The following is a 16,875-nucleotide window of genomic DNA, read 5'->3' on the forward strand; positions in this document are numbered from 1 at the left end:
CGATCCGCAGGCGCCGCCGGAACCAGCCGGGGGAGCAGCACCAGCACCGCGAGCCCGACCGGCAGGTTCACGAAGAACACCCAGCGCCACCCCGGCCCCGACGTCAACGCCCCGCCGATGAGCACCCCGACCGCGGCGCCTGCCCCGCCGATCGCGCCCCAGACGCCGAGCGCCTTCGTGCGCTCTGGTCCGTGGAACGTCGTGGTGACGATCGACAACGCGGCCGGCGACAACAGCGCGGCGGCCACCCCCTGCGCGGCCCGCCCGGCGATCAGCTCCCCGGCGGTGTGGGAGAGCCCTGACAGCAGCGAGGCGGCGGTGAACGCGGCCAGCCCGAGCAGGAAGGCGCGGCGGCGTCCCAGGCCGTCGGCGAGCCGGCCGCCGAGCAGCAGCAGACCGCCGAAACACAGCGTGTACGCGGCAGGCACCCACGTCAGCGCCTGGCGTCCGAGGTCCAGGTCGCGGGCCATCGATGGCAGCGCCAGGTTCACCGCCGTGATGTCGACGATCAGCATGAACTGCGCCAGGCACAGCAGGGCCAGGGCGCCCCAGCGGTGGCGGATGTGCTCCATCGGATTCCCCCTCCGATCGAAGAAGTCAAACATGGCTGTTCGATTTCCACGATGGCGCGCGCCGCGAGCTAAGTCAAACGCTAGTGTTTGAGTTGTCCGAACGGCCCTGGACGATAGGCTTGACACACCCCACCGAAACGCCGTCGAACCGGTCCGAGCAGCGAGGAAACCCATGGCCAAGGCACTGTCGGAGATCCTGGCGGACGACGTCCGCGCCGCGCTGACCGCGGTCCTGGGTGACGCGGCGCGCGACGCCGACCCGCTGATCCGACCCTCCGACCACGCCGACTTTCAAGCCAACGGGGTGCTGCCGCTGGCCAAGGCCGTGAAGGGGAACCCGCGGGAGCTGGCGACGCGGGTGGCGGCGGTGCTCGCGCCGGCTGACACTGCTGCCGCCGCTTCGGATGCCGACGGCGCTGACGGGCCTGCCACCGTCTCCACCTCCGGCGTGATCGCCGCCGTCGAAGTCGCCGGCCCCGGCTTCCTCAACCTCACCCTCACCGACGCCGCCCTGGCCGCGCAGACCGCTGAGCGCCTCGGCGACCCCCGCCTGGGCGTGGCGCCGACCGCGGTCGGCCAGACCACCGTCATCGACTACTCCCAGCCGAACATCGCCAAGGAGATGCACGTCGGCCACCTGCGCTCGACCGTCATCGGCGACGCGCTGGTCCGGCTGCTGGAGTTCGACGGCCGCACCGTGGTCCGGCAGAACCACCTCGGCGACTGGGGCACGCAGTTCGGCATGCTGATCCAGTTCCTGGTCGAGCACCCCGAGGCCCGCCCGGCCGGGGCCGAGCACTCCGGCGAGGTCGCCATCTCCTGGCTGACCGCCCTGTACCGGGACGCCCGCGCGCACTTCGAGTCCGACGCCGAGTTCGCCGACCGGGCCCGCAAGCGCGTGGTGACGCTGCAGGGCGGCGACGAGGAGTCGCTGGCGGCCTGGCGCGAGATGGTCGCGGAGTCCAAGCGCTACTTCGAGGACGTCTACGCCCGCCTGGACGTGCGGCTGATCGACGCCGACGCGGTCGGCGAGAGCTTCTACAACCCCTACCTCGCCGAGGTCGCCGCCGACCTGGAGGAGCGCGGCATCGCGGTGTGGAGCGAGGGCGCGCTGTGCGTGTTCTTCGACGACATCAAGGGCCCCGACGGCGACCCGGTCCCGCTGATGGTGCGCAAGAGCGACGGCGGCTTCGGCTACGCCGCCACCGACCTGGCCGCCGTCCGCTACCGAGTGAACACCCTGAAGGCCGACCAGATCCTCTACGTGGTCGACAGCCGCCAGGCGCTGCACTTCCGCATGGTGTTCGAGACCGCACGCCGCGCCGGCTACCTGCCGGAGGGCGTGGAGGCGGTGCACGTCCAGTTCGGCTCGGTGCTCGGCACCGACGGCAAGCCGTTCAAGACCCGCGCCGGCAAGACCGTCCGCCTGATCGAGCTGCTGGACAACGCGGTCGACCACGCGGTGGCCACCGTCGAGGAGAAGAACCCCGACCTGTCCGCCGCCGACGTCCGCGCCGAAGCGAAGGTCGTCGGCATCGGCGCGGTGAAGTACGCGGACCTGTCGACGTCCCGCACCAAGGACTACATCTTCGACCTGGACCGCATGGTCTCACTGCACGGCAACACCAGCGTCTACCTGCAGTACGCACACGCGCGCATCCACTCCATCCTGCGCAAGCTGCCGGCGGGCACCCCGACGCAGGTCCACCCGGAGCTGGCGCTGGAACCCGCCGAGCGCAGGCTGGCACTGCACCTGGACGACCTCGGCGCGACGCTGGCGACGGTGACGGAGAACTTCGAGCCGCACCGGCTGGCCTCGTACCTGTACTCGCTGGCGCAGACCTTCTCGGACTTCTACGAGAACTGCCCGGTGGTCAAGGCGCCGACCGACGCGGTGCGGGAGAACCGGGCCGCGCTGGTGCGGCTGACCGGGGACACGCTGAAGCTGGGGTTGGCGCTGCTGGGGATCAGCGCGCCTGACCAGTTGTGAGCGGTCGGTTGTGAGCTGGCCGCAGCGGCCGTGAGCTAGGGCGGCCGGGCTACTTCGGGGTCGGCGAGGTCGAGATCGAGCTTGGGGACGGCGATGCGGCCGCGGTGCCGCCGAGGTCGCTTGCGTTGACGTTGTCGATCTCGAATTCCGGAAGCACGGGTTTGCTGAAATCACCCGATACAGGCATGAAGAGTCCTACAGTGTTGCCACCGGGCAGCGTGCTGCGGCCGGCGCCACTTCCGCTGTAACTCGGATACATCTTCGCGTCTTTGTACCACACGTCTATGTACGTGCTTGAGATGTGCCACCGAGCTCCGAGGTCCTTGGCGGTCTGGTAGGCCTGGTCGATGGTCTGGGCCCCCAGACCGACGCGGATCGTCGTGATCCTTGTCGGGTCCTTGAGATCCCCGTCGATCATTACGTCCACATGCTGGGCCGAATAGACCTCTCCGTCGGACAAGGTGATGGAAACATCGACTTCCGACAGATCGAAAGTATTCTCCGGAATCCCCAGAGTCTTGATGTCAACCTTTTTGCGGAGGTCCCATGTCACGCTTTTGATGTGATCTGTCGAGGTTGCCGCATCCGATGCGCAGCCTGCCGCTGTGGCGAGCAGGCCGGCGGAGGCGATCGAGGTCAGTAGCCTGACCGGCGTTTTCATTCGAAGATCCCATTCGCGATGAACTTGGCGATGTCGAATCGGTACCTGGCGGCCGCTTCATCCAGTGGCTCGTTGATTGCCGCATTCAACTGGTCGGGGTGGTTGTGGAGCATGTCCTGGTAGCTCGGATAGATACTTTTCGTGACCCAATCCCATCGAGGATCGGTCTTCGTCAGGCCGTTGCTGTAGAAGTCGTGAAACGGTTTCCCGCCGGGAACGGGGTTCTGCGCGCTGTCTGAGAGGAATGCATCGAACTCGAACCCGATGGCGCCGTTGTGATAAATCTCCGACATATACTTTGGGATAATGACTCGCTGCTCGCGGAAGGCGAAGCGGAGGTTGGCGGCGGCGATCTGCTGAGGATCCCCTGATGCGATTCCAGCCCAGGCGTCACGGTCTTCGGGGGCTATCCTCTGCTCATCGTATAGTCCCTGTACGGCTGGAAGTCCGCCGCGCAAGTAGGCCTCGTGCTGGCCTCCGATATCGCTGAATATTGCCTGCTGGGCCAGCAGCAGCTGCTTCTGTGTGAACTGGAGAGCACTCCCGACGCCGACGTCGCCCTTGTGGTCGTCCAGGTCCAGCATCCCGGCATACACCGTCACCCCTGCGAGCCGACCGAGCCCCATCCACTGGAACTCCGGGTGTGCGTCGAACATCTCGCGATACCACTCGTAGGACTTCCGCACGTTGTCCTTGTTCGCAGAGAAGCCCTTCGTCGGGTCCCAGGACGCGTAGTCGATCCCGGCATCCTCCGCCGCGCGCATCGCGTAGTAGTCGGCGACCGACGGCACATCCGGCAGTCCTTGCAGCGTAGCTACGCCGACATCCAAATACAGCGTGCGCTCCGCATCCGGCAGCGCCGCCCACCAGGCCGCGCGTGCCTGCGGATCAGTCGGAATCTGCTTCCGCAGATCGTCCGCGTGCTGGTTGTACCAGTCCTCCGGGACGAGGGTCTCGGTCGAGTCCGCCTCGTTGTTCAGCGCGGTGTCGAGCGAGGGATCGATGTATTCGGTCTTCTCCGCGTGCAACACCTCGACCCGGAGGTTGTCGTCCTGCGCCGTCCATTGCTTGTCCGACAGACCGTCCTGGCCGGCGAAGTCGAGGATCTTCGCCGCCGCACGTCGCGCGGCGACGTCCTGCGTGCTCCGCGCGTCCTCCCACAGGCGCCGCGCCTGGTGCCAGCCGGCGTCGCCGTCGGCGAACGCGGCTTGGCCCGGCTGGCCCTGGGGCATCGGGTCCGGGACGATGTTGGCCGGTAGCGTCGGCGATTCGGCCACGGTCACCGGACCGTGCTGGTACCCGGCGGCCGCGAGCTGCTTTTCGGCATCGTTCACGGCCAGCAGAGCCCGGAACGCCGTGTCCTGCGCGTGCTCGAGTTCGGGCACGTACGTGTCCAGCGCGTCGGCGGCGGCGACGTGCCGCGGAATGGTGCGCAGCAGTTCCGCCGCCAGGTTCTCGCACCGGATTCGGAACTCCCCGCCGGCGCCGGAGTTCCAGAACTCGGCGCTGCAGACGGTACGCAGGTATTCGGCGGTGTCGAACGCCTGACGGGCCAGCCGGCGGTACTCCTGGGCGTGGCAGCTCAGCTGGTCTGGGTCGCCGGGCGTCGGATTCGACCTGTCCAGCGGGTACCAGTCGATGTCGCCGTTTCCGCCGTCGATCGCCTTCGAGCTGTATCTGTTCGGCATCGGCTGCTCCTCATTCCAGGGCGGCACGGATGTGGCCACGCATGGCCGGCGGAGGCAGCACGGGCTCCAACACGCGCGTCAGGGCCAGGCTGAGGTCCTTGTCAGCCTGGGCATAGGCCTCGGCGGCGGCGTCCGAGAGGCGCGCCAGGTCGTCGAGATCGCTGAGGAGATTGCTGAGCCGGATGTTCCAGTCGTCGGCGAACTCCGCCAGGGCCTGCGCCAGTACCGGTGCCCCGGCCTCGTCGAGGAACGTGCTCTGATCGACCGCCGTGACCTTCGCGTATTGCCCTTGCAGGCCCCGAAGACCCGGACCGATGTCCCGGATCTTGTCTAAATCAGCGTGAAGCTGATCCCCCATCCCGGCCCCCTGCCCCGGTGTGGTGCGTGTGAGGGCTCTGATACTAGAGGGGCTGCGGACCTGCGTTCAACTCTTATCGCAAGACGGCGGTCGCACACAGTGACGACCGCGGTCGTCGGTTCTATCTCCGCGCGACGGCTGCCGTCGCCTCCGTGATAGCCGCCAGCACCCGGCCGGTGTCCGCGAGATCGTCGAGTACCACCTCGGCCCCCGCGTCCCGCAGGTCCGCGACCGACGTCGAGCCGCTCGCGACGGCGACGACCGCGGCATCGTGCGCGAGTGCCGCCTCGACGTCGCGCACGGTGTCGCCGAGGATGACGGTTTCGGCCGGTGCGTACGTCCGGCCGTAGCGGGCCTCGGCGCGGCGCCAGGCGTGGGGGATCAGGGCGTTGCGTTCGAACTCGTCGTCGCCGTAGGCGCCGATGGGGAAGTCGATCCAGGAGTGCAGGCCGAACGCCTGTAGCTTCATCTCCGCGACGGTGCGGATGTTGCCGGTCAGCACCGACTGCCGGACGTCCGATTCGGCGTCGAGTGCCTGGAGCGCGGCCAGGGCGCCGGTGAGGGCGTAGCCACGGGCCTTGGTGGCTTCGGCGCGGCTCAGCAGTGAGCGTTCAAGGTTGGCCAGGAACAGGGTGAGCAGTTCGGGGTCGGGGTCGACGTCGTGCATGCGCAGGACGCGGACGGCCATCGCGCGCTCGGTGAGGCCGTTGAACGTCATGTCGCCGCGCCAGGTGCTGCCGACGGTCTCCAGCACGGCTTCGGCGTAGGCCTCCGTGGCGACGCCGTTGGTCTTGATCAACGTCTGGTCGATGTCCCACAGCACCAGCAGTCCGCCGCCCACACCCGGCTCCTTATGTCGTCGGCCGCGCCGCTCACTCCGTCCGGCGACGAAGCGTCACAGCGCCCAGCGCCAGCGCGAGCACCCCGGCACCGGCGATGATAGCCATGTCGGCGACCAGCCCGCCGCTCACCGCAGACCGCGACGTGATCTTGTGCATGGCGTCCACGGCGTAGGACAACGGCATCACGTCCGACACCCACCGCAGCACCGTCTGCATCCGGTCGCGCGGCGTGAACAGCCCGCACAGCAGGAACTGCGGCAGCACGAACGCCGGCAGGAACTGCACCGCCTGGAACTCCGTCCGCGCGAACGCGCTCGTGAACAGCCCCAACGCCGTCCCCAGCAGCGCGTCGAGCACCGCGACCAGCACCACCGCCCACGCCGGCCCGGCCACCGTCAGCCCCAGCGGCCCGATCGTCAGCGCCGACACCAGCAGCGCCTGCACCAGCGCGACCGTGCCGAACGCCAGCGCGTACCCGCCGAGCAGGTCGCCCTTGGCCAGCGGCATCGTCAGCAGCCGCTCCAGCGTCCCGCTGGTCCGCTCGCGCAGCATGCCGACCGAGGTGACCAGGAACATCACGATGAAGGGGAAGATGCCCAGCAGCGCCGCGCCGATCGACTGGAACACGTGCGGCGAGGCGTCGAAGACCCACTTCAGCAGGGTGATCAGGACGCAGGGCACGACCAGCATCAGCGCGATCGTGCGCGGATCGTGCCGCAGCTGCTCCAGGACCCGGCGCGCGGTGGCGGTGGTACGTCGCAGGCTCATGCCGCCACGCCCGCTCTTGCCGATCAGGCTCATGCCACTCCCGCTCATGCCGCCGCCCCCACCAGCCGCAGGAACGCGTCCTCGACATCGCTCGCGCCGGTCCGGGCCAGCAGCCCCTCGGGCGTGTCGGAGGCGAGGATGCGCCCGTCGCGCATCAGCAGCAGCCGCGTGCAGCGCGAGGCCTCGTCCATGACGTGGCTGGAGATCAGGAACGTCACCGGATCATCGCCCCCTGCCAGCCCGTGGAACAGCCCCCACAACTCGGCCCGCAGCACCGGATCCAGCCCGACCGTCGGCTCGTCGAGCACCAGCACCTTCGGCGTCCCGAGCAGCGCCGCGGCCAACGACACCCGCGCACGCTGCCCACCGGACAACCGGTCGGCCCGCGCGCCCTCCTTGCCCCCCAGCCCCACGGCCGCGATCACGCGGTCGGGATCGTCGCGCGGCGCCCCCAGGACTGCCGCGAAGTAGCGCAGGTTCTCGATCACCGACAGGTCGCCGTAGACCGAAGGGGCCTGAGTCACGTACCCGATCCGGTCGCGCAGCGCCGCACTGCCCGCAGGAGCCCCCAGCACCCGCACCTCCCCGCCGGCCACCTTCTGCACCCCGACCACAGAGCGCAGCAGCGTCGTCTTCCCGCACCCCGACGGTCCCAGCAACCCGGTGACCGAACCGACCTCCACCTGCGCGTCCACAGCGTGCAGCACCACCTGCCCACCGCGCACGACCCGCAGGCCGAGGACGTCGACCGCGTAATTCATCATGTGATGAGTTTCCGTCCGGGGCAGGGCGGGTGTCAAGGACCGCCGGGCTGTCGGAGGTGAAGACCCCGGCCTCGAACGTGTTGATCAGCCCGCTAGGGTGTCCCCGCAGAGAACGCCGAGAAAGGAACTTCCCCATGACGCTGGCAATGAACAGGCTGTGCGGCACGCTGGTCGCCACGGCCGTCGGGCTGCTGGCGTCCGGCTGTGGATCAGGGCACGGCTCGGCGGCGACAAAGCCGCCGACGCAGAGCGTGAGCAGCGTCGCTGCTACTGCTACCGCAAGCACCACCACCAGCGCCACCAGCGCCACCACCGATCCCGCTGCGTCCTCCCCGACCGAGGCGACATCGTCGTCCACGAGCCTGGCGTCCGGCGTCTACCTGGCAACCCTGCTGGCGGCACCCACCACCCTGGGCAAGGCATTAGTCATAGACGCCAAGGCCGACTTCAAGTCGAGCGAGCTCATCCCCTCGCAGATCGCCGACGTCACACAGGCCGACTGCTCCAAAACGCTGCACTCCGACTGGACGCTGGACGTCGGAACAGGCAACGCGTTCGCGTCCCGCATGTACAAGAACGGCGACACGCAGGAAGTCACAGAACAGTTCGACAACTTCGAGGGTCCTGACAAGGCACAGTCCTTCATGAAGAACATCAGGCAGCTTGCGACGGTCTGCACCGGCCACACGACGGATACCGAAACCCAGTCAACGGTCACGTTCGAAGGTAAGGCCGTCGGTAAATTGGGCGACGAGGCCTACGCCATCACGGGCACCGATGCGAGCTGGAACAGTGGCGAAACGCTGGAGGCGGTGCGAGTCGGCGACGTAGTGGTGACGACCTTCGCGCTGGACGGGGTCGCGAACGACAACGGCGCCGGCCTCGCGGCCAAGGTTCTGGCCGATGCCGCTGCGAAGCTCAAGTCCGCCACCTGACCCTGACACCGGAGAGTGGCCTACATCGATGGTGGAGATGACCGACATCGCGCGCGCGATCGCGGCTGCGACCTCGGTCGCCGCATCGCTCGACCTGCCAGCAGACGACGCAGTCGTTCTGCACGCCTCGAACAGGCTGGCGTTGCGATTGATGCCGTGCGACGTGCTTGCGCGGGTCGCGCCTGTCGGGCATGAGGCTGGAGGGTTCGAAGTCGATCTTGCTCAGCGGCTCGCCCGGGCCGGATGTCCGGTGGGCCTCTTGCAGCCTGGGGTGGAACCGCGCGTGTACACGCGCGATGGCTTCGCGGTGACACTGTGGCGCTACTACGAACCCGTGGCGCCTCGCGTCTCACCGGTGGACTACGCCAAGGCGCTGGAACGGCTGCACGCCGGCATGCGCACGGTTGAGGTGCCGAGCCCACGGTTCACAGATCGCATCGCAGAGGCGGAAGACGTCGTCGCCAACCCGGACCGCTCGCCGGACCTCGCCGACGCGGACCGCGTCTTCCTCGGCGACAGATTGAGAAGTCTGCGAGGGGCGATAGAGGGGCGCGGTACGGCGGAGCAGTTGCTCCACGGCGAGCCGCATCCAGGCAACGTGCTCAGCACGAAGGACGGCCCGCTGTTCATCGACCTTGAGACGTGCTGTCGCGGACCCGTCGAGTTCGATCTCGCCCATGTCGCCGAGGCGGTCTGCGAGCACTACCCGAACGTTGACCAAGGGCTGCTGGACGAGTGCCGGCAGCTCGTTCTCGCGATGGTCGCAGCCTGGCGTTGGCAACTCGGCGACCAGCTACCGAACGGGAGGCGATTCGGCGAGGAGCTGCTGCGCTCGCTGCGTGACGGGCCTCCTTGGCCGACGCTCGACACGGTCATCAGGCGACTGGACGGTCTGTAGAAGCCCTGGACAGTCTGGACGGTCTGTGGAAGCACGGTCTGTAGAAGCACAGTCTGTAGAAGCACGGAACCAGCAGCCGCCTACAGCACCTCCGCCAACCCCCGCGCCAGCTGCTCATACACCTGCTCTGAACGAGCGTCGGCGCGCGCCAACAACTCGTCCTTGCCCATCCCCGCAGCCAGGTCCCCCTGGTAGCGCACCTGCGCCGCCTGCACCGCTCCGGCGATCTGCGCCGCCGCGATCTCCAGCTGGAAGCGGTCGGCCTGCGGGTAGTGCTCGACCAACAGCTCGGTCAGCAGGTTCTGCCGCTCGTACATGAACCCGACCGACCGGGTCCACAGCGTCGGGTACTCCCTGAGCAGTCGTGAGAACGTCCGCGACCGCTCCACCTGCTCCGGCGTCTGGACGTAGTACCGGTACATCTCCTGCTGCCACTCCTTCACCGCGGCCAGCACGCCGATCTCCGGCGCCCGCGAGCGCAGCGCGGTGCGCAGCCGCTCGTTCGCCTCGTGCCGCAGCTCCCAGACCAGGTCCTCCTTCGACGCGTAGTGCGTGAACACCGTCGCCGGGGCGACGTCGGCGGCGCGGGCGATCTCGGCCATCGTGACGTGGTCGTAGCCGCGCTCGGCGAACAGGGTCATGGCAGCGTCGTGGATGGCTCGGCGGGTGCGCTGCTTCTTGCGCTCGCGCAGACCCAGCTGCGGCGGGTCGCTCTGGGGCGCGTCAGGCGTATCAGGCATGCCAGGCGTGTCAGTCGCGTCGCGTGCTCCTGCTCCGGTCTCCATGGAACAGATAATAGCTGGACTTCGTCTATCATTAGAGTCACTCTAAGATTAAACACACTCCGGGGAGGGTCCCTTGTCTTCGACCGATCAGATAGCCGAAACGCCGCCGTCATCCGCGCAGGCCGCCACCGTGCCAGGCCCGAGCGCCGGCGGCTCTCGGGTGGGGAACAAGACCGCGCTGCTGGTCATCGCGTGTGTCGCGCAGTTCATGGTGGTGCTGGACGTGAGCATCGTGAACGTCGCGCTGCCCGCCATGCGCGGCGCGCTGGACCTGTCGCCGACCGGCGTGCAGTGGGTCGTCAACGCCTACGCGCTCGGCTTCGCCGGCCTGCTGCTGTTCGGCGGACGCGCCGCCGACCTGTTCGGCGCCAAGCCGGTGTTCCTCACCGGCCTGGTCGGCTTCACCGCCGCCAGCCTGGCCGGCGGCATGGCCGACACCGGCACGCTGCTCATCGCGGCCCGCTCGGTGCAGGGCCTGGCGGGCGCGGTGCTGGCCCCGGCGACCATGACGCTGATCATGACCACGTTCACCGACCCGCGCGAGCGGACCAAGGCCCTCGGTGCCTGGAGCGCCACGATGGCGGCCGGCGGGGCGATGGGCGCCGTCGTCGGCGGGATGCTCACGCAGTGGGTGAGCTGGCGCTGGGTGCTGTTCGTCAACGTGCCGATCGGCGTGGCGCTGATCCTGGCGGCCGTGCCGCTGATCGCCCGCACCCGGGGCCGCGGCGCCACGCTGCGGACGCTGGACCTGCCCGGCGCCGTCACCGTCACGCTCGGCCTGACCGGGATCGTGTACGGCGTCGTCACCACCGACACGCACAGCTGGGGCTCCGGCGCGGTGCTCGCGCCGCTGTTCGGTGGCGTCGTGCTGCTGGCGCTGTTCGTCCTGCTGGAGGCGCGCAGCAAGCACGCCCTGGTGCCGCTGCGCGTGTTCCGGAACCGCTCGCTGGCCGTGGCGGACGTCGCCGCGCTGCTGATCGGTGCCGGCATGTTCGCGATGTGGTTCTACGTCAGCCTCTACCTGCAGCAGGTGCTCGGGTTCGACGCGCTGCAGGCCGGGTTCGCCTTCGTGCCCGGCTCGGCGATGATCGTGCTCGGCACCATGCTGGCCACCCGGGCCCTGCCCAGGATCGGCCCGCGGCCGCTGCTGCTGGTCGGCCCGGTGGTCGCGGCGATCGGCCTGGCCTGGCTGTCGCGCTTCCCGGCCGGCGGCTCCTACACCGCCGACGTCCTGGGCCCGCTGATGCTGCTGACGTTCGGCATGGGCCTGGCGATGACGCCGCTGGCGGTGGCCGGAACCGCCGGCATGCCGCGGCACGAGGCGGGCCTGGCCTCCGGCCTGATCAACACCTCGCGCCAGGTCGGCGGCGCCATCGGCCTGGCCGCGCTGTCCACGGTCTCCGCGCACGTCGCCGCCGGTCACGGCGGCAGCCCCAGGTCCGCGCTGGCCGCGGGCTACGGCGGCGCGATGATCGGCGCGGCGATCGCCGTGGCCGCGGCCGGCGTCGTGGCGGCGCTGTTGCCGCGACGCGGAAGCGAGCCGGCTAAGGGATAGGGGTAGGCGCCGGCGCGCACAGAACCCGACCGACCCCCGGTGCGGCGGCGCGGTTCGGACCCGGAGACGGGTCCGGGCCGCGCCGCTCGCGTTTCTGCCGCGTCTTGCCTCGCGCTACCCCAAAAGCCGCTGCAAAGCCGGAGCCAACAACGCCACCAGCTCCTCAGAACCCAGCGAAGCCACTGGCTCCACCCCGAGCACATACCGCGCCATCGCCAACCCGATGATCTGCGCCAGCGCCATCTCCACCCGCGCCTCGGCATCCGTCCCGCCGACCCGCGCCGCCAGCGGCGCGATCAGCCGCGGCTGCGCGAACCCGCGCACCAACGCCGCCATCTCCTGGTTCGAGGCGATCGTCCGCAGCACCGCCAGCAACCGCTCCCGCGTCTGCGGCACCTCCCACAGCCCGACCACGAACCGTGCCAGCCGCTCCCCGATCCCCGTCGCGTCCCCGGCCACCTGCTCCAGCACCACCGCCGGATCCAACGGGAACTCCAGGGCGGCCAGGAACACCCGATCCTTCGACCCGAAGTAGTGGTGCACCAGCGCCGAATCCACCCCGGCCGCCCGCGCGATACCCCGCACCGTCGCCTTCTCGTACCCCCGCGAGGCGAACTCGGCGCGCGCCGCGTCCAGGATCTCGCCGCGGGTGTCGGCCGAACCGGGCCGGCGGCCCGGGCGCTTGGCGGGGGCGGTCATGATTCTTACAGTAGCTGTCGATCGCGGCGGCGGATCGCTACAGCGTGGCCTACACGACTCCCGACAGCACGTCATAAAGCAGCGCCCGGAACGCCCGCACGTCCCGCAGCAGGTTCTCGCTCACCACCAGCCCGCCGTCGGCCAGCAGCCAGAACACCCGCCCGGCCACCGGCAGCACCGTGATGTCGAGCTCGAACTCCCGGGCCTGCCGGCCGAGTTCGGCCTCCAGCTGCTTCACGACCGCGCTCGGTTCGCGGGCGATGTAGGGCGGGGCGCCGCTGTTGTGCGGGGCCATCGGGCGGTGGTCCGACGACCAGCGCGAGGCGTCGCGGAAGCCTGCTTCGACCAGCGTCTTCAGCTCCGGTGAGCGGGTCAGGAGTTCGAAGCCGGGCGGGCCGAGGGTCTGCAGGGCGAACCAGTCCTCCAGCCGGCCTTCCCACAGACCGAGCCACAGTCCGGTCCACTGCGCGGTGGCGCGTGGTCCGGCCACCGCCGCCAATTGCTTGTCCACCGACACCTGCGGGTCCAGCGGTGGGATCGCGGGATCCAGGTCCGGGGCCATCCCCGAGGCGTCCCGCAGCCACAGTGCCATCGTCATCGTCTGACGGTCGCCCACCGCGATCCGCCAGCCGGCGCCCCGTTCCCGTCGCAGCCGCACGCTTCCAGCATCGCCGACGACGCGGCCGAGCGGAACGGCCGGCGCATCGGGACAATGGTCCGATGCAGAACCGCGATCACCGCCACCTCGGCATCCTCGCCCACTCCGCCGAAGGTGCCGCCCTGTCCTTCCAGACCTTCTGCCGCGAAGGCTTCGCCCGCCTCGGCCCGCACGCCCACCCCGACGTCACGCTCGACCTGATCCCGCTGTCCCGCTCCATGCCGCACTGGGAATCAGGGGACTACCACGCCGTCCGGGCCATCCTGCGCGAGAGCGCCGACCGCCTCGCGGCCGCCGGCGCCGACTTCTTCATCTGCCCGGACAACACCGCGCACCTGGCCTTCGAGCTCGACGGCGACCCCTACCCGATCCCCGGCCTGCACATCGCCGAGGTGGTCGCCGACGAGGCCGCCGCCCGCGGCCACCGCAAGATCGGCATCCTCGGCACCCGCTTCACCATGGAAGGGCCCGTATACCCCCGCGCCCTGGCCGCCCGCGGCATCGACTCGGCCGCCCCCGACGCCGCCGACCGCGCCACCGTCGACACGATCATCTTCGACGAGCTGGTCAACGGCGTGTTCACCGACGCCGGCCGCGCCGCCTACCGCCGCGTCATCGAGCACCTCGCCGCCGCCGGCTGCGACGCCGTCGCCCTGGTCTGCACCGAGATCCCGCTGCTCGTCACGCCCGGGACCTCGCCGCTGCCCACCCTGGACTCCACCCGGCTGCAGGCGCGCGCGGCGTTCGAGGTCGCGATCAACGCGCGCGCCCTGCCGACCTGGCGCGGCGGCCCGCCGGTCACGCCGCCGCCTCCGGCACCGGCACCGGCACCGGCCCTACAGAACTGAGCGGATCCCCGCCGCGAGCCGGTCGTACTCCGCCGGGGCGTTGTAGACGTTCGCGCTGATCCGCAGCAGGTGCCGGCCGTTCCACTTCGGGACGGCCACCTCCACGCCGAGCCGGTCGGAGATCTCGCCCTGCAGGTCGCGCGGGTCGTCCTCGGCCACCGGCAGCGGCAGCAGCCGCATCGAGACCCCGGGGTCGCCCGGCAGCGTGGCCGGGTCGACGTCCAGCGCCGAGGCCAGCGCGGCCTGTCCGTACTCGGCGAGCTTCACGTTGTGCTCCCGCACCCGTTCCGGGCCCAGCGCGCGCAGGAAGGCGATGCCGTTCGGCGCGGCCAGCCGGGACGTCGCGTCGTGCGTCCCGATCTCCTGCAGGTTCGTCGGGAACTGCTCGGTCTCGCCCCAGGACACGATCGGGTTGCGCAGCGTCGACCGCCATTTCGGCGCGGCCCAGAACGCCCCGGCCGAGCGCGGCACGTAGCCCCACTTGTGCAGGTTCCCGCCCCAGAAATCAGGGCTCAGCGACGCCAGGTCGATCGGCACCATGCCGGGGGCGTGTGCGGCGTCGACGATGACGATCACGCCGCGCTCCTGCAACGCCGGCACCAGTTCCTCGATCGGGAAGCGGCGCGCGGTCGAGGAGGTGATGTGGTCGATCAGTGCGACCTTCGTCCGCGGTGTCACCGTGCCCAGCACGATCTCGGCGATCTGCGCGGCGTCGGCGGTCAGCGGGATCCGCGCGGTCACCACGCTCGCCCCGGCCTCCCGGGCCCGGCGTTCGGCGGCCCACGTCGAGGTGAGGTAGCCGTGGTCGGTGACCAGGACCTCGTCTCCAGCCGCCAGCGGCACCGAGCCCACCGCGATCGTGACGGCGGTGGTGACGTTCGTGACCAGTGCGACCTGGTCGCCGGCCGGCGCGCCGAGGAACTCCGCGACGGCGCGGCTCGCCGTGGCCATCCCCGGTGCGAGTTCCCGGCGGAAGAACCGGGTGGCGTTCGCGTTCATCCGGTCCCGCCACTGCTGTTGGTTGAGCAGGACGGTGCGCGGGGAGTTGCCGAAGCCGCCGTGGTTCAGGTAGGCGTGGCCCGGCTGGAGGGTGTCGAACAGGGCACGGATCTCGGTCCAGTCGTCGCCCCAGAAGGGGTTCTCGAGGGTCTCCATGCTCGACGAGCGTAACCGGCCGGACCGGACCGGCCCAAGGGCCACTTCGGCATCTCTGGCCCGCTCCGGCGTTCCGGCTCCGAGTGTCGTCGAGCCCTGCTACGGTTCCGACACCATCGCGACTATCCAGGGGGTGACATCGTGCCAGACCAAGGTCGCAACACCTATCTCGACGACGTCTTGGCCAATCAGGAGCGGCTGGAGTCGGACCTGCGCTCCAAGGCCTACGCGGCGACGAACGCCGGCTCCGGCGCCGGTTCGGCCGCCGGCGCTCCGCGCCCGCAGATTCCTTCGCCGGAACAGATCCGGGGCGTGGCGGACGCGGGGCTGCCCGCGCTCTCGATGCCCGCGCCTCCCGCGCCGGCGGGCTCCGTCGCTCCCGCCGCGCAGAGCCGGGGCCGCGCCGCGCGTCTTGAACGTTTCGCAGCGGAGGTCGACGCGGGCCGAGGCGGGGGCGGCGGCGGTGGCGGCGGGTCGGCGGCCGCCGCCAACGGCGTCGAGGTCCGCATCACCGGCGTCGGACGCTGGAAGACGGTCCTGGTCCCGCCGAACGCCTTCGTCGTCCACACCCGTCGCGGCGAGACCAAGCCCCGGCACATCGGCCTGGGCGTGTCGTTCCGGTACCGGCCGGCGACCGACTCGTTCCTGGTCGTGCCCGGGGCGATGCAGACCATCCTGATGAACGCGTTCTGCATCTGCAGCGAGCTGCAGGGCATCCTCGTCCAGGCCTACGTGCAGTGGATCATCGAGGACTTCGGCACCGCCTACCGCCGGCTGGACTTCTCCGATCCGGAGGACCCGATGCGGCTGGTGAACCTGCAGCTGCGCGAACAGGCCGAGGCGGCGATCAAGGACAAGGTCGCCACGATGAGCGTGCACGAGGTGCTCTCCGACCGGCAGCCGATCATCGAGGAGCTGACGGCGCGGCTGCGCGCCGTCGCCGAGGGCTCCGGCGAGGCGGAGGCCGGGCTGGGGCTGCGGATCGTCACCGTGCAGATCAAGGAGGCGGTGGTCAGCTCCAAGACGCTGTGGGAGAACCTGCAGAAGCCGTTCCGCTCCGAGCAGGGGCGGTTGGCGGCGCTGGCGGAGCTGGCGGCGGACAGCGTCATCACCGACAGCCGCATGGCCGAGTCGCGCAAGCAGGAGACGCGCCGGCTGTCGGACGAGCGTGAGCTGTCCGAGCTGCGGGCGCTCAACGGGGCGCGCGAGTTCGATCGGGATGCTGCGGAGCAGTCGCGGCGCGACGAGCAGTCGCAGAGCAACGCGCGTAAGGCTGCCGACGAGGCACACCGGACGCGGCTGCAAACGCTGGCGCTGGAACGGGAGCGGCACGAGCAGGAGAGCGTGATGGCCCGCCTGCGGCTGGAGGAGGAGCAGGAGCTGGCGCGGCTGCGGTTGGAGGCCGAGCTCGCGGCGGTGCGTGCGCGGCATGCGGCGGAGCACGACCGGCAGGTGTTGGAGTTGGAGCGGGAGCGGGTGCGGGCTGAGATCGCCAATGCCCGGACGGCTGCGGCGTTGCAGGCCGAGCTGATCGAGCGGCTGCCGGAGATCGTGGAGAAGCTGCCGGTGCCTTCGGACTACAAGGCGGTGACGGTCGGGGGTGCGGACGGCGGGTCGTTGGCCGGGGTGGTGGCGCAGGTTTCGGCGGTGCTTGGTGCGTTGAAGGCGGGGGAGTAGGGGCGCGGGGCGAGTCGGGAGT

Annotated in this window: 17 protein-coding genes; 6 read left to right on the top strand and 11 right to left on the bottom strand. The window is 70.0% G+C overall.

Annotated features, from left to right (window positions below; genetic code table 11):
• The coding region (locus tag GWK61_RS42170; protein ID WP_228563840.1) for an MFS transporter at positions 1-572 on the bottom strand (572 nt) is incomplete at its 3' end.
• A gap of 172 nt (positions 573-744) precedes the next feature.
• On the opposite strand from GWK61_RS42170, the gene argS reads away from it, so the two are divergent.
• Positions 745-2,562, top strand: a complete 1,818-nt coding sequence (gene argS / locus GWK61_RS42175; protein WP_194917553.1) for an arginine--tRNA ligase — start codon at positions 745-747, stop codon at positions 2,560-2,562.
• Positions 2,563-2,611: 49 nt separating this feature from the next.
• Here argS and GWK61_RS42180 read toward each other — a convergent pair whose 3' ends face one another.
• From GWK61_RS42180 to GWK61_RS42205, 6 genes are all read right to left on the bottom strand, one after another.
• Entirely contained in the window at positions 2,612-3,223 is a 612-nt protein-coding gene (locus GWK61_RS42180; RefSeq protein ID WP_194917555.1) for a hypothetical protein, read from the bottom strand.
• On the bottom strand, positions 3,220-4,911 hold the full coding sequence (locus GWK61_RS42185) for a putative T7SS-secreted protein (RefSeq protein WP_194917557.1): 1,692 nt from the start codon (positions 4,909-4,911) through the stop codon (positions 3,220-3,222). The genes GWK61_RS42180 and GWK61_RS42185 overlap by 4 nt, the downstream gene beginning before the upstream one ends.
• Before the next feature lie 10 nt (positions 4,912-4,921).
• On the bottom strand, positions 4,922-5,269 hold the full coding sequence (locus GWK61_RS42190; protein WP_194917559.1) for a hypothetical protein: 348 nt from the start codon (positions 5,267-5,269) through the stop codon (positions 4,922-4,924).
• Positions 5,270-5,390: 121 nt separating this feature from the next.
• Positions 5,391-6,110 (bottom strand): HAD family hydrolase, encoded by a 720-nt coding sequence (locus GWK61_RS42195; RefSeq protein ID WP_194917562.1) that lies wholly within the window; start codon positions 6,108-6,110, stop codon positions 5,391-5,393.
• Between the two features lie 31 nt (positions 6,111-6,141).
• Positions 6,142-6,927, bottom strand: a complete 786-nt coding sequence (locus tag GWK61_RS42200; RefSeq protein WP_228563841.1) for an ABC transporter permease — start codon at positions 6,925-6,927, stop codon at positions 6,142-6,144.
• Positions 6,924-7,643, bottom strand: coding sequence for an ABC transporter ATP-binding protein (locus GWK61_RS42205; RefSeq protein ID WP_194917564.1), 720 nt, complete (start codon positions 7,641-7,643; stop codon positions 6,924-6,926). Before GWK61_RS42205 ends, GWK61_RS42200 begins: the two co-directional genes overlap by 4 nt.
• Positions 7,644-7,777: 134 nt before the next feature.
• Between GWK61_RS42205 and GWK61_RS42210 the strand changes: the two genes are divergently transcribed.
• Both GWK61_RS42210 and GWK61_RS42215 read left to right on the top strand, forming a co-directional pair.
• Positions 7,778-8,578, top strand: coding sequence for a hypothetical protein (locus GWK61_RS42210; RefSeq protein WP_194917566.1), 801 nt, complete (start codon positions 7,778-7,780; stop codon positions 8,576-8,578).
• Between the two features lie 37 nt (positions 8,579-8,615).
• A complete protein-coding gene (locus tag GWK61_RS42215) occupies positions 8,616-9,476 on the top strand; it encodes a phosphotransferase family protein (RefSeq protein WP_194917583.1) in 861 nt (286 codons plus the stop codon).
• Positions 9,477-9,556: 80 nt separating this feature from the next.
• Here the strand turns inward: GWK61_RS42215 and GWK61_RS42220 are convergent, their stop codons facing one another.
• A complete protein-coding gene (locus GWK61_RS42220) occupies positions 9,557-10,216 on the bottom strand; it encodes a TetR/AcrR family transcriptional regulator (RefSeq protein ID WP_194917568.1) in 660 nt (219 codons plus the stop codon).
• A gap of 118 nt (positions 10,217-10,334) precedes the next feature.
• On the opposite strand from GWK61_RS42220, the gene GWK61_RS42225 reads away from it, so the two are divergent.
• Positions 10,335-11,816, top strand: a complete 1,482-nt coding sequence (locus GWK61_RS42225; protein WP_194917569.1) for an MFS transporter — start codon at positions 10,335-10,337, stop codon at positions 11,814-11,816.
• A gap of 114 nt (positions 11,817-11,930) precedes the next feature.
• Here GWK61_RS42225 and GWK61_RS42230 read toward each other — a convergent pair whose 3' ends face one another.
• Positions 11,931-12,515, bottom strand: a complete 585-nt coding sequence (locus GWK61_RS42230) for a TetR/AcrR family transcriptional regulator (protein WP_194917571.1) — start codon at positions 12,513-12,515, stop codon at positions 11,931-11,933.
• Between the two features lie 49 nt (positions 12,516-12,564).
• Positions 12,565-13,113, bottom strand: coding sequence for a hypothetical protein (locus GWK61_RS42235; protein WP_194917573.1), 549 nt, complete (start codon positions 13,111-13,113; stop codon positions 12,565-12,567).
• Between the two features lie 122 nt (positions 13,114-13,235).
• Here GWK61_RS42235 and GWK61_RS42240 point away from each other — a divergent pair, with 122 nt between their 5' ends.
• The gene (locus GWK61_RS42240; RefSeq protein WP_194917575.1) at positions 13,236-14,021 is read left to right on the top strand and encodes an aspartate/glutamate racemase family protein; all 786 of its coding nucleotides are present in this window, start codon (positions 13,236-13,238) and stop codon (positions 14,019-14,021) included.
• Here GWK61_RS42240 and GWK61_RS42245 read toward each other — a convergent pair.
• Positions 14,010-15,176, bottom strand: coding sequence for an aminotransferase class V-fold PLP-dependent enzyme (locus tag GWK61_RS42245; protein ID WP_194917577.1), 1,167 nt, complete (start codon positions 15,174-15,176; stop codon positions 14,010-14,012). The genes GWK61_RS42240 and GWK61_RS42245 overlap by 12 nt on opposite strands.
• A gap of 141 nt (positions 15,177-15,317) precedes the next feature.
• On the opposite strand from GWK61_RS42245, the gene GWK61_RS58945 reads away from it, so the two are divergent.
• Entirely contained in the window at positions 15,318-16,853 is a 1,536-nt protein-coding gene (locus tag GWK61_RS58945; RefSeq protein WP_194917579.1) for an SPFH domain-containing protein, read from the top strand.
• The last annotated feature ends 22 nt before the right edge of the window (positions 16,854-16,875 follow it).

Origin of the sequence: Catenulispora rubra (assembly GCF_015356825.1) — a bacterium.
Lineage (GTDB): Bacteria > Actinomycetota > Actinomycetes > Streptomycetales > Catenulisporaceae > Catenulispora > Catenulispora rubra.

Bases quoted from the DNA above. Each gene is read 5' to 3' on its own strand.
- GWK61_RS42185 (WP_194917557.1), bottom strand. From the start codon at position 4,911: ATGCCGAACAGATACAGCTCGAAGGCGATCGACGGCGGAAACGGCGAC.
- GWK61_RS42240 (WP_194917575.1), top strand. From the start codon at position 13,236: ATGCAGAACCGCGATCACCGCCACCTCGGCATCCTCGCCCACTCCGCC.
- GWK61_RS42190 (WP_194917559.1), bottom strand. From the start codon at position 5,269: ATGGGGGATCAGCTTCACGCTGATTTAGACAAGATCCGGGACATCGGT.
- GWK61_RS42245 (WP_194917577.1), bottom strand. From the start codon at position 15,176: ATGGAGACCCTCGAGAACCCCTTCTGGGGCGACGACTGGACCGAGATC.
- GWK61_RS42215 (WP_194917583.1), top strand. From the start codon at position 8,616: ATGACCGACATCGCGCGCGCGATCGCGGCTGCGACCTCGGTCGCCGCA.
- GWK61_RS42230 (WP_194917571.1), bottom strand. From the start codon at position 12,515: ATGACCGCCCCCGCCAAGCGCCCGGGCCGCCGGCCCGGTTCGGCCGAC.
- GWK61_RS42180 (WP_194917555.1), bottom strand. From the start codon at position 3,223: ATGAAAACGCCGGTCAGGCTACTGACCTCGATCGCCTCCGCCGGCCTG.
- GWK61_RS42220 (WP_194917568.1), bottom strand. From the start codon at position 10,216: ATGCCTGATACGCCTGACGCGCCCCAGAGCGACCCGCCGCAGCTGGGT.
- GWK61_RS42205 (WP_194917564.1), bottom strand. From the start codon at position 7,643: ATGATGAATTACGCGGTCGACGTCCTCGGCCTGCGGGTCGTGCGCGGT.
- GWK61_RS42235 (WP_194917573.1), bottom strand. From the start codon at position 13,113: ATGACGATGGCACTGTGGCTGCGGGACGCCTCGGGGATGGCCCCGGAC.
- GWK61_RS42210 (WP_194917566.1), top strand. From the start codon at position 7,778: ATGACGCTGGCAATGAACAGGCTGTGCGGCACGCTGGTCGCCACGGCC.
- argS (WP_194917553.1), top strand. From the start codon at position 745: ATGGCCAAGGCACTGTCGGAGATCCTGGCGGACGACGTCCGCGCCGCG.
- GWK61_RS42200 (WP_228563841.1), bottom strand. From the start codon at position 6,927: ATGAGCGGGAGTGGCATGAGCCTGATCGGCAAGAGCGGGCGTGGCGGC.